General features: G+C 49.7%; 14 protein-coding genes. 4 read left to right on the forward strand and 10 right to left on the reverse strand.

Annotation, left to right across the window (positions count from 1 at the left end; genetic code table 11):
• Nucleotide 1 precedes the first annotated feature (1 nt).
• On the reverse strand, nucleotides 2-1,078 hold the full coding sequence (locus ACOZB4_RS16590; RefSeq protein WP_379414650.1) for a branched-chain amino acid aminotransferase: 1,077 nt from the start codon (nucleotides 1,076-1,078) through the stop codon (nucleotides 2-4).
• Nucleotides 1,079-1,200: 122 nt separating this feature from the next.
• On the opposite strand from ACOZB4_RS16590, the gene ACOZB4_RS16595 reads away from it, so the two are divergent.
• Nucleotides 1,201-2,091 (forward strand): LysR family transcriptional regulator, encoded by an 891-nt coding sequence (locus ACOZB4_RS16595; RefSeq protein WP_076323798.1) that lies wholly within the window; start codon nucleotides 1,201-1,203, stop codon nucleotides 2,089-2,091.
• A 61-nt stretch (nucleotides 2,092-2,152) separates the two neighbouring features.
• On the opposite strand, the gene ACOZB4_RS16600 is transcribed toward ACOZB4_RS16595, so the two are convergent.
• From ACOZB4_RS16600 to ACOZB4_RS16630, 7 genes are all read right to left on the reverse strand, one after another.
• On the reverse strand, nucleotides 2,153-2,971 hold the full coding sequence (locus ACOZB4_RS16600) for a GNAT family N-acetyltransferase (protein ID WP_379414651.1): 819 nt from the start codon (nucleotides 2,969-2,971) through the stop codon (nucleotides 2,153-2,155).
• Between the two features lie 379 nt (nucleotides 2,972-3,350).
• Nucleotides 3,351-3,887: a GNAT family N-acetyltransferase gene (locus ACOZB4_RS16605; RefSeq protein WP_076323796.1), complete on the reverse strand. Its 537-nt coding sequence runs from the start codon at nucleotides 3,885-3,887 to the stop codon at nucleotides 3,351-3,353.
• 317 nt (nucleotides 3,888-4,204) lie between these two features.
• Nucleotides 4,205-5,146: a macrolide 2'-phosphotransferase MphI gene (gene mphI / locus ACOZB4_RS16610; RefSeq protein WP_379414652.1), complete on the reverse strand. Its 942-nt coding sequence runs from the start codon at nucleotides 5,144-5,146 to the stop codon at nucleotides 4,205-4,207.
• 510 nt (nucleotides 5,147-5,656) lie between these two features.
• Nucleotides 5,657-5,947, reverse strand: coding sequence for a DUF6509 family protein (locus tag ACOZB4_RS16615; protein ID WP_100541128.1), 291 nt, complete (start codon nucleotides 5,945-5,947; stop codon nucleotides 5,657-5,659).
• 102 nt (nucleotides 5,948-6,049) lie between these two features.
• Nucleotides 6,050-6,520, reverse strand: a complete 471-nt coding sequence (locus ACOZB4_RS16620) for a DUF3052 domain-containing protein (RefSeq protein ID WP_379414653.1) — start codon at nucleotides 6,518-6,520, stop codon at nucleotides 6,050-6,052.
• A 148-nt stretch (nucleotides 6,521-6,668) separates the two neighbouring features.
• Nucleotides 6,669-7,730, reverse strand: coding sequence for a 23S rRNA (adenine(2503)-C(2))-methyltransferase RlmN (gene rlmN, locus ACOZB4_RS16625; protein ID WP_379414654.1), 1,062 nt, complete (start codon nucleotides 7,728-7,730; stop codon nucleotides 6,669-6,671).
• A gap of 278 nt (nucleotides 7,731-8,008) precedes the next feature.
• Complete coding sequence (locus ACOZB4_RS16630) at nucleotides 8,009-8,968, reverse strand: metallophosphoesterase family protein (RefSeq protein ID WP_379414658.1); 960 nt, start codon at nucleotides 8,966-8,968, stop codon at nucleotides 8,009-8,011.
• A gap of 191 nt (nucleotides 8,969-9,159) precedes the next feature.
• On the opposite strand from ACOZB4_RS16630, the gene ACOZB4_RS16635 reads away from it, so the two are divergent.
• From ACOZB4_RS16635 to ACOZB4_RS16645, 3 genes are all read left to right on the forward strand, one after another.
• On the forward strand, nucleotides 9,160-9,933 hold the full coding sequence (locus ACOZB4_RS16635; protein ID WP_339268776.1) for a DeoR/GlpR family DNA-binding transcription regulator: 774 nt from the start codon (nucleotides 9,160-9,162) through the stop codon (nucleotides 9,931-9,933).
• Entirely contained in the window at nucleotides 9,933-10,784 is an 852-nt protein-coding gene (locus ACOZB4_RS16640) for an SMR family transporter (protein ID WP_379414655.1), read from the forward strand. Before ACOZB4_RS16635 ends, ACOZB4_RS16640 begins: the two co-directional genes overlap by 1 nt.
• A 104-nt stretch (nucleotides 10,785-10,888) precedes the next feature.
• Entirely contained in the window at nucleotides 10,889-11,692 is an 804-nt protein-coding gene (locus ACOZB4_RS16645) for an alkaline phosphatase family protein (protein ID WP_379414656.1), read from the forward strand.
• A gap of 83 nt (nucleotides 11,693-11,775) precedes the next feature.
• Here the strand turns inward: ACOZB4_RS16645 and ACOZB4_RS16650 are convergent, their stop codons facing one another.
• Both ACOZB4_RS16650 and ACOZB4_RS16655 read right to left on the reverse strand, forming a co-directional pair.
• Nucleotides 11,776-12,306 carry a cysteine hydrolase family protein gene (locus ACOZB4_RS16650; protein WP_076323786.1) on the reverse strand — a complete coding sequence of 177 codons (531 nt, stop codon included), beginning with the start codon at nucleotides 12,304-12,306 and terminating at the stop codon, nucleotides 11,776-11,778.
• 200 nt (nucleotides 12,307-12,506) lie between these two features.
• Complete coding sequence (locus tag ACOZB4_RS16655) at nucleotides 12,507-13,460, reverse strand: L-lactate dehydrogenase (protein WP_379413316.1); 954 nt, start codon at nucleotides 13,458-13,460, stop codon at nucleotides 12,507-12,509.
• Nucleotides 13,461-13,467: the final 7 nt, after the last annotated feature.

The raw sequence follows: 13,467 nt of genomic DNA on the forward strand, positions 1-13,467 counted from the left end.
ATTAAGATAACGTAAGCTCAACCGTCCAGCCGAACGGGTCCTCAACCGTTCCGAGCTGGATGCCTGTGATGGCATCATATACGCGTTTAGAGAGTTCGCCCGTTGCTCCCTCACCAATCTTCAATTGCTGATCCTGCCATTCCAGGGATCCAATCGGTGAAATTACCGCTGCCGTACCGGTACCAAAAGCCTCGGTCAACAAGCCGCTGCGGTGGGCCTCCACGATTTCATCAATGGAGATGGCCCGTTCTTCTACCGGGATATTCCAATGCTGAAGCAGTTGGATAACCGAGTTCCGGGTAACGCCATCCAGGATGCTGCCATTCAGCGCCGGGGTTACGACCGTATCGCCCAGCTTGAAGAACACGTTCATGCTGCCGACTTCCTCGATATATTTGCGATGTACGCCATCGAGCCACAGCACCTGTGAGTATCCCTTAAGCGTTGCTTCATCCTGCGCCTTCAAACCTGCCGCGTAGTTGCCAGCCGTCTTGGCATTGCCCACGCCGCCGGCTACGGCACGCACGTATTTCGGCTCCACATAAATGCTGACCGGATTGATGCCTTCCGCATAATACGAACCGACCACCGACAGGATAATCATGAACTTGTATTGCAGTGATGGCGCTACGCCAAGCACGGGCTCGGTTGCGATCACAAACGGACGGATATAGAGCGATGTGCCCGGCTCTGAAGGAATCCAGTCGCGGTCCACGAGCACCAGCTGCTTGAGCGCTTCCATAACAAGTTCCTCGTCCAATGCCGGAATGCTCAGGCGCTGGTTGGACAGGTTCAGCCGCTGAATATTTTTGCTCGGGCGGAACATGAGAATTCGCTCATCTTCCGTCAAGTAAGCCTTCAGGCCTTCAAATACGGTCTGCCCGTAGTGAAATACCTTGGCGGCAGGGTCCAGTTCGATCGACTGATACGGAACGACGCGCGGATCGTGCCAGCCTTGACTAGCATCATAATCGAGAATAAACATGTGGTCCGTAAATACCGTGCCGAAAGCCTGTTTGTAGTGGCTCGGCTTTGTCTTCGGGGTGGTCGTTAACTCCACGGGTATCGCGTAAGTCATGTGCACACATCTCCTTATTTTGTAAACGTTATTAGTTGAATCATATCAATCAATACCCTATATTAAAAATATCTGATTTATAGGGATACCATACCTTAAAGGTATGGAGAGGGGGTATGAAGATGGACATTCGACAGCTACGATATTTCCTGACGATTGCGCAGGAAGGACAGATCACGCGTGCAGCAAAACAGCTCAATATGGAGCAGCCTCCATTAAGCCGTCAGCTGAAACTGATGGAGGAAGAGCTCGGCGTTCTGCTGTTTGAACGCAGCGGCAAGCAGCTTCAGCTCACACACGCAGGCGAGCTGCTGCAGAACCGAGCCGCATCCCTGCTGAACCAGTTCAATGAAACCCTAACCGAGGTGAAGGAGATCCACGCTGGAATCCGCGGCATGCTCTCCATCGGCGCCGTCGTCTCCTGTATTTCGCTCTTGCCCCAGCGCATCCAGATCTTCCGGCAGCAATATCCCGAGGTCACCTTCAAGATTCGGGAAGGCGATCACTCCCTGCTGGCGGATCAACTCGACAAGCGTAATATTGAGCTGGCAGTGACCCGGCTCCCTTTCGAATCCAGCTTCGGGCCTGAGCGTTATGCCGTTCGGCCTCTGCCCTCCGACCCGTTCGTCGCGGTCCTTCCAAGCAGCTGGGAAAGTGTATCCTCCCATTCGGAAATCTCGATGCGCGAGCTGGCGGAATATCCGTTCTTGTCCTTAAAAACCGATCAGACGATCGGGATGCATGAGCGGGTCATCCAAGAATTTAAGCGCGGCGAACTTGAACCGCATGTCATTTGCGAATGCTCCAGCGTTGCCATTATCGTTGCTCTGGTAGCTGAAGGCATCGGTGCCACCATTTTACCCGAGTCAGTGATGTCCTCATTTGCGATTCCCAACATCCGGACACTGTCCATTACGAGCGCTGATTTCCAGTCCGACGTGGGCATTGTCTGGCTGAGGGATCATGTACTATCCAATCGGGCCCGGCATTTCTTAGCTACCTTTATAGAATAACATTTGTTGATGCCCCTCGTCTTCCCCGGCTTTGTCCAAGCCGTGCCACTGTATGGATTCACTATTCATTGTTAACAAACTTGAAGTCGCGAATCGTTCCGCACCGGATAAACCCGATATTTTGGTACAATCGATTGGAGTCCGGGTTGACCTGATCGGCATACAGCATGGGTACCAAACCGTCCTGCAGCAGACGAAGTCCAAGGTCTGCAACCAGGGCGCTGGCATACCCTTTTTTCCGTTCAGCCCTCGGCGTGTATACTGCGTTTATGCGACCGTGCCTTGGCGAACGGTGTGCAAGATTAGCCATCGAGACCGCTTTGTCGCCAGCTATCCATAAATACAACCCGCCCTGCCGAATGAGTCGCTGCGCTGTCTCGACTTGGCTTGCCGCATTCGCGCGGACCCCATAAGCATCCTCCGAAAATCCAACCAGAAACCGGGCCACCTGCTGCGTATCTTCTTCAGCGGCCTGCCTGATCGCGCCCTCGACAAAATGAGGAGGCTCCACAGCGGGGGCATGATAAGACTCCATCGTCATATGATGACGGTAGGTCCCTTGACGCTCCTCTGCATAACAACGTGCAAACTGCTCTGCCACACCCGGCTCCCCGGTCACCCCAGGCAGGGTCACCGCTTCAAGCTCGCTTACCAGCTCTTGGAGCAGGTGCTGCCGCTTATCCCCGGAAACCTCCCGGGAAATCCATAACCACGCGTTCCCCCGGGGAGACTGCGCAAAGATCATCCGTCCATCCGGCGATTTCAGCCCCATGTTCTGCGGTGACCCAGCAAGGAGATGAATCAGATTGTATGACACCTCATCCTGAATAAAATCTTCCTGGTACAGCACCTCGTCCTGAGGCATCAATTTCGCAAGCATACGCACACTCCTCTCTTTTCCATGGTCTAAAGGAACACAAAAAAGCCCCGTCCCTTGTAGGGACGGAGCCTTGTCTCCGCGTTACCACCCTGATTCGCACCGGTCAAGCCGGTACGCACTCTCGTCATCATCCATCAATGATGCCCCATGGTAACGGCAGGGAATACCGGATACGCCTCAAGTTATAAACGATCGGCGGATCTGCTCCGAGGTGATGGCCATACATCGCCGCTGACTGCTTCGCACCACCCAGCAGTTCTCTGATTCAGCTTCCACTTGCGACCCTGGCGTCCTCATCCTAGCATTTTCGAAAAATTTAACTCAGTTTACTCCCAGCAGCATCCAGCTGTCAAGCCCGATTCCACATATGAAGAAATGCTTATTTGTTATTAAAACGGAAGACCAGCATATCCCCTTTTTCCGGATGGACGCCTTCATGTTCCGTATATCTTCCGCCCGTGTACGTGTTCAACGTCTTGCGCCAAAAAATCTGGGTACTCATATTGCGCTCGGTCGGATTCGTTTGTAGCTCCCATGCACCTTGGAACTGATCGAACACAAGCTCAGCCGCTCGTTGGGCTACACCTTGTCTTCGAAAAGTCCGAAGCACAAAAAAATCATTCAAGTAGTACTGAATATTCGGCGATGGAATGTACGGGGTGGTCGCCACTAGGGCCAACCCTGCCGCGATACCATCTACAGAGATCAGATAAGGAAAAAGAACCGATGGCTGCTCCCACCACATATCGAGCTGCTTGCTCTGTTCGCTTAAGGTCGGCACATCCTCTTTTTCAAATACACCGAACCGGTTAGGACGGACCCCCCATATCTCAGCAATGTCATGCAAGTACAGTGGATAGATGTTATGCAGAATAAATGACTGTTCCTTCGGGCATAAACGTACCTCAATATTCACGGTCAATCCCCTCCCTAAATGAATGATGTATGTAAGTTTAGTATGTCTAGGATAACATATTTACTCTTACAAGAGGTTTACAGGTATGTAAATTGCGTTACGAATGTAGTAAAAATCTGTTAACCTTACTTCTTATTTCACCATGATTTCATTATATGTCCTACGGCTCATCCAAAATAATGTTGAATTCTGTTAATTTATATCATGCAAAAAGCCAACCGAATGTATGCATCGGTTGGCTTGTAGTTTTCTCGAGAGCTGTATTCAATGGGTTTGCCGTCTCACCAAACAGCATAAAATTCCTGGCCGACAATCTCCTAGTTCGAGGAGGCTTCCTCCGTCAATCCTAGGGCATTCCGAGCCATCGTCATATACTCTTCCTGACCCGTCAGGAGAGCGAACTGGGCAATCAGCACGGGATAGGCGGCATGCTGCTCTACAATATGATCAAACATGCGCGGCCACACCTTCCCTCCGGCTTGTTTATACCGGTCCAACAGGACGCGGAGATTATGCTCGCCATAAATAGCGTAGTATAACACGAAGTCTTTGGCGGGACTTGCTACCTCCGACTCCGTCCAATCCAAGAGCCCGGTAACCTGCACGCGCTCATTAATCAGGATATGCGGGGGATGAAGATCGCCATGGATGAGGGCAGAATGCGTTGGCCAATAGGAATCCTCTTCCAGCCATTTCTGCCATCTCTCCCACAGCGCATCGGAGACGCCCAAACGGCTCTTGATGTCTTCCATATTTCGCGCCGTCTCTTCACGAACCTCCTGGGGACTCTTCACCCGCAGACCTGCTGCTCGCGCCGCATCATGATCGATGCCATGCAAGGAAACCAGCGTCTCAGCCAATGAGCGGACAAATCCGTCACCCGGATTCTCATGATCCATATTCCATGCATAGCCTTCGGAGCTGACGGAAGCGGCAGGCTCCCCACTAAGCAGCGGGTAGGCGATGAGCTCCGGCGTATAAATCCGCCAATCTGGTACATCAACCGGAAGATAGGATGGGATCAGCTTCAGGACCCGGGCTTCGTTATCAGCCCTTTCCAGCACATCCGATCGTCTCGGTTTACGCAGAATCCACCGTGCTCCGGTCCCTGCTTCCTCTGCGAATCCAACAAGGAAATCCATGCCGGATTCATTCATTTCAATTCCCTCCGGATTCAAATTCACCCCGTGTTTTCCGGCTATCTCCAGCATCTCTTGTATAACTTGTGTATACTCATCATTGTGTTTTGCTATTGTCATAAGGAATCAATCCCCTTCCATATTTCATTGCATCCTAGCCGTCATAACAACAAAAAAAGCACAGGCATCGAGCTGCCTGTGCTGGGTAACCGGAACGGGTTCTATAGCTGTCCACCGTTCCTGGAATGCCTAGTCTAAATACACATCCAAATAAAACAGGAAGGTGAAAACACCGTTATCCCACAAATGAATAGACGTGTATTTCTATAGACATATCATAAAAATGGGTTACGTAAAAAAGACGGACCCATCCCGATTACCCTGCATCTGTGCAGGTCTCTTTAGCGCTATTTCATTAGCCGCGAAAAGATCTCAATCGGGAATAATCCAACATACGTAACCCTCCGTTCATCATAAGTTGTATTTAACTTTACCAAAACCATCAATAGTCTGCAAGACATGTTACGGCAATATTTCCACTTTCCATGGAAGAAGCTGCAATCCGTAATGATTCAGCACAGCATGACCAAGTCAACCCGCAAGTGCTTGTTTCTCATCTTCCGGCTCTATTTACGCTTCCTGCAAATGCTCTTTGCAAAAAGTCATGAGTTCTTCCTCTTCCTCGGGCTCCATATCGAAGTCCAGGTACTGGTCCGTTGTCCGCTCATAGAAGTCGTACTTTACAATGCGCGAACGCTCCTCATCATCCAGGTAAATCACTCTCAAATAGACGCCATGCTCCGAATAAAGCTCATCGTCCTCCGGCACGTCCAAATCACATACAAACTCAAAGCGTTTGCCTGTCAGGATTCCAAAGGGATCCTTCACCAATTCAACGCTGTATTCTTTGATTGTCAGCATATTCCCATCCTTTCTATCACTCTATTCATTATACACAACAGCGCATTTTTGGGCCGGGCAGCCAATATCAATATACCCGAGCTACCGTATGCAAGCCGACCTTCATTTATCGTCCTCTTGACCCGTCCGTTCTTTCCCCTTCGCGGTTGCTGCAAACGATCTGGTCATGGACTTGATCAACTCCACTTTACGGTAGCGCATGGCCGACCAATCCTCATCGATAGCGATTTGCCGAACGGGCTCATAGCCTTCGTCAGCAAGAATGCCCGTAATGCTCTCCCGGCTGCAATCGGAGTTCTTGTAGGTCTTGGATGATTTCTTGGGATAACACAGCCACAGCAGGCCGTTGTCAGTCACGGAGCTAGCTGCGATCTTGGCTAACCGCTGCAACTCCTCATTGCTTGTCCCGAAGGCCTGCACGAAATCGTAAGGTACTTGCTGAGGCTCCTTATGGACTTCCCCTTGCAGGGAATTGATGACCTCATGATAAGCCTGTGGCGCGTTTAGCATCAGAACCGGCTGGCCGAGGTCTTTGAATTGCAGCTTTTTGACGGTTGGATGTGTCTCCAGCATGTTTAAGTTTCATTCCTCTCGATTCGAATGTAATATAAAGCACTTCGGACACCTTATTAAGAAGAGCATACCCTATGAGTGGGTACGCCCTTTCAACTGGCCAATCCATATGGCGGAAAAATCCACCTGAGATTGCACGTTATTCTTGTTACTGCGCTTTCTTAATCTGCTTGCTTCGCAGCTGCCCGCAGGCCGCATCGATGTCGGTTCCATGCTCCAGGCGAACGCTGCAGCTAATGCCCTGTTTTTTTAAGGTATCATAAAAAGAGGTGATCGATTCTTTCGTGCTGCGCTGATACTGGCTGTGCTCATCTACCGGGTTGTACGGAATGAGGTTCACATTCGCCAGATTGCGTCGCTTGCCAACAAGCTCTGCCAGCTCGAGCGCATGCTCAGGCTGATCGTTTACATCCTTCAACAGAATGTACTCCAGCGTGATGCGACGATTCGTTTTTTCCAGATAATAATCAATCGCTCCCATCAGCTTCTCGATCGGAATCGCCTTGTTAATCTTCATAATGCGGGTCCGGATCTCGTCATTCGGCGCATGCAGGGAGATGGCCAGATTTACGCCCAGATCGCTGTCCGCGAACTCGATGATTTTGTTAGCCAGTCCGCTGGTCGATACCGTAATATGACGGGGACCGATGGCAAGCCCCTTATGATCCTTGATCACGCGAATGAAATCCGACATGTTCTCATAATTATCAAACGGCTCCCCGATCCCCATCACTACGAGGTGGCTGACCCGCTCGCTTTTGCCTTTTTGATCCAAGTGAAGCTGAACCTGCATGACCTGTTCCACAATTTCCGCTGCGGATAAATCCCGGCTTTTCTTCAGCAAACCGCTGGCGCAGAAGCTGCAGCCGATGTTGCAGCCGACCTGGGTGGTCACACAGACCGATAAACCGAATTTATGCCGCATCAATACAGTCTCAATCAGGTTGCCGTCCACCAGCTTGAACAGGAACTTAACCGTTCCGTCCAGAGATTCCTGCTTGGTATGCTCCTCCAAGGTCAGAATCGTATAATGCTCCGCGAGCAGCTGCAAGCACTCCGGATGCACATCCGTCATATCGGAAAAAGCGGTGACCCGCTTCCGATACAGCCACTCCCATACCTGTGTTGCCCGAAACTTTTTATGTCCACGCTCGCCAAGCCAAGCTGTCAACTGATCTAATGTTAATCCATAAATGGATGGTTTGTTCATTGATTGGTCCTCTTTCTATTCATAGTCCACTCCTTATTGTCCCAAAATTCCGAAGCGAACACAAGGGGAGTTATAGGCAATTCACGCTTCTTGTACGTAAATAGGATTGAAATATCCAACAAATACCTATAACGCAAACCAAACACACCTCCCATGAAACCATCCGGATTATTTCCGTACATTTCATAAGAGGTGTGTTTTTACTATTGGTGCGTGTTCAAAAAGGTCGATTTTCAGCACCGAAGCTTATGCTTTTTTGAACAACCTCTATTGTCGTATTAGAGGGGCGTCCCGGGTTCATGCTTCTCCTGTTCCCGTATTTGCGAGCCGTCGCTCAGCGTAATCCAAGTGTCGAACTGCCGCTGTCCTTCATGCAGGCAAATAACCCTCGCACCACGGAGCATGCCTTCCCGGCCATATGTACCATAACCGGTAGCTCTGCCGTAACAGAGACGGATGCCGTGCAATTCCCCCCAGTAATCATTGATATGATCATGTCCGGCAAACGTGCCCATCACATCGCCCCGCTCCAGCATGGCCGCGAACAGACCGGTATTCACTTCGGGACAGCACACTCTCTCGAACTTGCTCCCGTAGCACGTTTTCCGCTCCCAGACTTCATGATACTCCGGTAGAGGGATATGGAAAAAAGCCAATGCGGGCAGCGGATTTCCTTGATGCTTGGCGCTGTAAGCCAAGGACGCCATCTCATACCAGCGGATCTGATCGCGCCGAATCCAATCGTACCCCGGAACAGCAGGATGTTCAGACTCTCTCCCTGAATCGAAGAAATACAGAACGGCCGCCGTGTCTTTCCCATGACTGTCGTACAACGGAATCGTATAATTACCAACGCCGTGAACTTCTGGCGAGCCATGCTCTGCACAGTTGTAGGTGTGCTGCAGAGCTTCATTCATAAGTTCTTCACGCGTGACATCCCCCTCCGTATCATGATTCCCGAATACAAAAGCCCAGCGGATTCCGCGTGACTCCACCGTCTTGACAACATCCTTGAAGGCCTGCACCGGATCCTGGCACTTTCTCCAGCCGGGATCGGCTTCGCCCGAATAAATGAGATCGCCCGTAAATACCACCAAATCCGGCTGCTCCAGGTCCAGTACCGTTTCCATGCAGCGCCGGCTCATCTGATCCTCCGACTCCCCATTCTTCCAATGAATATCTGTGAACTGCACAATCTTAAAGGTATGATCGTCTCCGAATCGAAGAGTTGGCTTCAACATAACCGTCTCCTTTACATGGCATGTGGTTTTTTTAATGAATTCTTGTGGTTTTATGTGTATATTAGTGGAGGTAACGACGAAAAGTCAATGATTTTTCGTTGACAATCTCGTTTTACCAGCCTAATATAAGATCGAATCCACATCTTCGGTCAACATCAGTCATATACAATATTGAGGTGAATGAATTTATGTCTGTAACCTATGAGGAACGCAGGGGGAAGATCTTAAATCAATTGGAGCTTGAGGGCAAGGTGAAAGTCCACGCCCTTGCGGAGCAGCTGGAGGTATCCGCAGAAACGATCCGAAGGGATTTGGATCGGTTAGAGAAGGAAGGCCAGCTGCGCAAAGTTTACGGCGGCGCCGTCAAATCCCGTTCCGGGCATATTGAGCCTTCCTTCACGAGTCGTTCCCAGACATGCGCAGAGGAAAAGGCTGCGATTGGTAGACTCGCAGCTTCCCTAATTAAGGAAGGGGAGACCGTTCTGCTCGATAACGGAACAACCACGATTGAAGTCATGCGTTATCTTAAGGACCGGTCTGATGTCACGGTCATCACCCACTCGCTGCCAGTCCTGAATCTGGCGATGGAGATTTTCCAGGGAAAGATTATTTATATCGGCGGGGATATGGACCGGACTAAACAGGCGGCAACAGGTCCTCTGACCGAAATGCTGCTGGAACAGTTCAAGGTCAATAAAGCGTTTATCTCGGCCGGCGGCATCTCATTAACCGATGGCATTACCGATTATGATCTGGATGAAGCCTACATATCACGAAAAATGCTGGAGCGTTCCGAGGAAGGCATCGTCCTTGCCGATCATACGAAACTCGGGGTAACCACGTTCTCGAAGCTCGCCAAACTGGAGGACATCTCCATGGTTATCACGGATCCAGGCTGTTCACAGGAATGGGTGGATAACCTGTCCGCTCGCAGCATTGAAGTCCTTATCGGACATTTCTGATGGAACTGCTATCACTGCTGCTGGTGCTGTCTTCCGGTTTAACCCATGCCCTTTGGAATCTGTTCACGAAGCGAAGCATTCATAAATCGGTGTTTCTGTGGTGCATCCATTCTGTCACCTTAATCCTCCTGATGCCTTCTTTTCTCATGGAGATGTCAGGGCTGAAGCTGGAACCGCACATTTACGGACTTATGCTTCTGTCCATGACCATTCAAGGCTTCTATATCACGCTGCTCTCCAAAGCCTATACTCATGGCGATATGTCCCAGGTATACCCGTTTATGCGAGGGCTTGGCGCTATGCTGACTTCGCTGTGCAGCCTCGTGTTGTTCCATGAGCATCTAAGCGCAGCGGGTTATATGGGCCTGAGTATCATCATCTTTTCGCTGTTTGCTTTATCGGGTTTGAGATTTAAAGGCCCTTCCAGCCTGAACCCCAAAGCCTTAAGCTATTCTTGCCTGGTCGGGCTTTGCATTTCAGGATATACCCTGACCGACAAGGCCGTTCTGGATGCGGGGGTCTCCCCTATCGCGCTAATCCAGTTATCCAATATCAGTTATTTCATCGCTCTGATCGTTCCCGTGATGCTGTCAAGAGGGATAAAACAGGAATGGTCGGTGAACTGGCGCACGATCCTGCTGGGCTCCATCCTGGCACCGGGATCTTACCTGCTGTTCCTGTTCGCCATGCGGCTCACCCCGCTTGCGCACATCGCGCCGGTCCGTGAAATGAGCACGGTATTTGGCACCATACTCGGCATCATCGTTCTGCGTGAGCAGCAAGGCTGGCGGCGAATCATTACGTCCGTGCTCATCACGCTAGGTATCGTGACCATTGCCTTATGGGGGTAGCAATCGTCATCGCAAGTCAGCAATCCTTTACACATTTTGCATAATGTCTTATTCAACTTCAATGCTTAAAGATCAAATTGTTCTTACCGAGGAGGAGTTTATCGATGGCTAAACGTGTCGTTATTCTTGGAATTGATGGGGCAGGCAGGTTCGTTCAAGAAGCGGACGCACCGCATCTTCACGCCCTGCTGCAAGCAGGAGCATACTCGTACGATGCTCAGACCGTATTTCCCAGCATCAGTGCTGAGTGTTGGGGCTCGCTGTTATATGGCGTAGGACCGGACCAACACGGTCTTGATAATGACCGGGCAATTCACCAGCAAATTCCGGAGAGTTTCCCCTATGCTTCACTATTCAAGCTCGCCCGCCAGCAATGGCCGGAAGCTCCTCTGTCTGCATTCAGCTGCTGGGAACCGATCAATACAGGAATCATTGAGAATACGATCAACGTTCATATGGAATCCAAACCGGACCCCGAGCTGACGGAAGCCATCGTCGATTATATTCATCAGAAGCCCAATTTCAAACTGATGTTCATTCAGTTGGATCACCCCGACGGTGCGGGCCACAAGTACGGATTCGGTACCGATAAGCAGCTGGAGCAGATTGCCGTTACGGATAAGTACGTAGACATGATTGTCAAGGCACTGGATGATCAGCAGCTGCTGGAAGACACCTGGATCATCACGGTCACGGATCACGGCGGCGGAGGCGCTCATCCTAATGACCACGGCAGTGATCACCCGATGGATATGACCATCACCTGGGGGATTACGGGTCCGGGCATTAAACCCGGCCTTCTCGATGCACCGATCAGCATCATGGACACGGCCGCCGTCATCGGTCATGTGCTGGGGCTGCACGCACCGGATTGCTGGGAAGGAAAGGTACCTGAAGGAATATTCTAATCCGGAAATTCGAGTTAGGGGGAAGCACGTTCCAATTGATGAATCACTTTCTCTTACCTATTCAATATGAAAAAAGCCAACGATTACACGCCGGCTTCTGTCGTTAAGACGATCTCTTCTGTTGTTTTTAGGTCCGCAAACCATTTCAGGGTAGCGTTCACATGATCTATGATCTGCTGCGCGGTTAACACCGAATTGTTCCAGGTGCTGTGAGCATCTGATACCAGCGTGACATCATAGCCCAAACTGAATGCTCTCCTGCATGTGGTATCTACACATAACTCACTCTGCATACCCGCAAGAATGACATGTTGGACACCCTTTCGTTTCAGTTCTTCCTCAAGCGTCGTGTTATAGAATGAATCCGGTCTGGTCTTCTGAATGATCGTATCCGACATCGCAGGCGCAATCTCAGGGTTAACCTTCCACGCCTCCGACCCTGCCTTCAAACTTTCGTCATTATGTTGTATGTAAAAGACAGGAATGCCGCCGCTTCTAGCTATTGCGATCAGCTGCTTGAGATTGTGGAGCAATCGATCTCCTTCAAACACCGGATCATTCACTTGAAACATCTCATTCTGCACATCAATGACCAATAGCGCACTCTTCTTCAACTATAACACCCTCCTGTACGATCCATTTACTCCTCGGCTTTATTATAGAACGAACGTTCCTGCTATGTATATGAGCATTTTGCAGTAACCTGAGTCCTTTGTACACAAGGAGTTCCAAGCATAAAAAAGGACTTCACCCTAACTTAGAATAGAGGAAGTCACCGTGAAGCAGGACGGGGCCATCGTGAATACAGAAATGCTCATTTATTAAGTCCATGGATAGTTTCTCTCATAACAGCTGCTGATTTTTCAAGCATCTGTCTTTCGGTTTCATTCAAATCAATTTCAATAACTTCCTTAATTCCAGTACGATTTACCACAGCAGGTGTACTTAAATACAAATCGCTTTGCCCATATTGTCCTTCCATCAAACATGACACCGGAAGAATACTATTTTCATCTGCGAATATTGCTTTAGTGATCCGTACCAAACACATACCAATGCCATAATAGGTAGCACCTTTTCGATCAATGATGTGGTACGCGGCATCTCGTGTATTTTCGAAAATACTCCGTAATGCAGCTTTATCTCCTGAGTTGTTACGTCTAGCCAATACTTTCTCTAAACCTTCAATCCCAATAGCTGCTTGAGACCAAACCGGAACTTCGCTATCTCCATGCTCCCCAATAATTGCAGCATGAACATTACGCGGATCGACTCCAAGATATTCACCCAACATGAAACGAAAGCGAGCACTATCTAAAGTCGTTCCTGATCCGATTACGCGCTCTTTTGATAAACCACTTTCTTTCCAAGCAACATAGGTCATAATATCAACAGGGTTACTTGCAACTAAGATGATACCATTAAATCCGCTCGCCATAATATCTCTGGTAATACTTCGAATAATCTTCGCATTCTTACCAACCAACTCAAGACGTGTTTCATTTTTGTCCTTTTGGGGAGCACCTGCGGTAATAACCACGAGATCGGCTATCTCGCAGGCGGCATACGTACCAGAAGTTACACGAGTAGTGGTTGAAGCAAAGGCCATACCGTGTTGTAAATCCATTGCTTCACCTTCTGCTCGCTTTTCATTAATGTCAATTAGTGTTAATTCTTCAACAACGCCTTGATTGATCAAGGCGTAGGCATAACTACAGCCTACCGCTCCTGTACCCACTAATACCACTCGGCTAATTTTGTTCTTCATAAATCCT

Origin of the sequence: Paenibacillus sp. NPDC058898 (genome assembly GCF_049316025.1) — a bacterium.
GTDB lineage: Bacteria > Bacillota > Bacilli > Paenibacillales > Paenibacillaceae > Paenibacillus_AQ.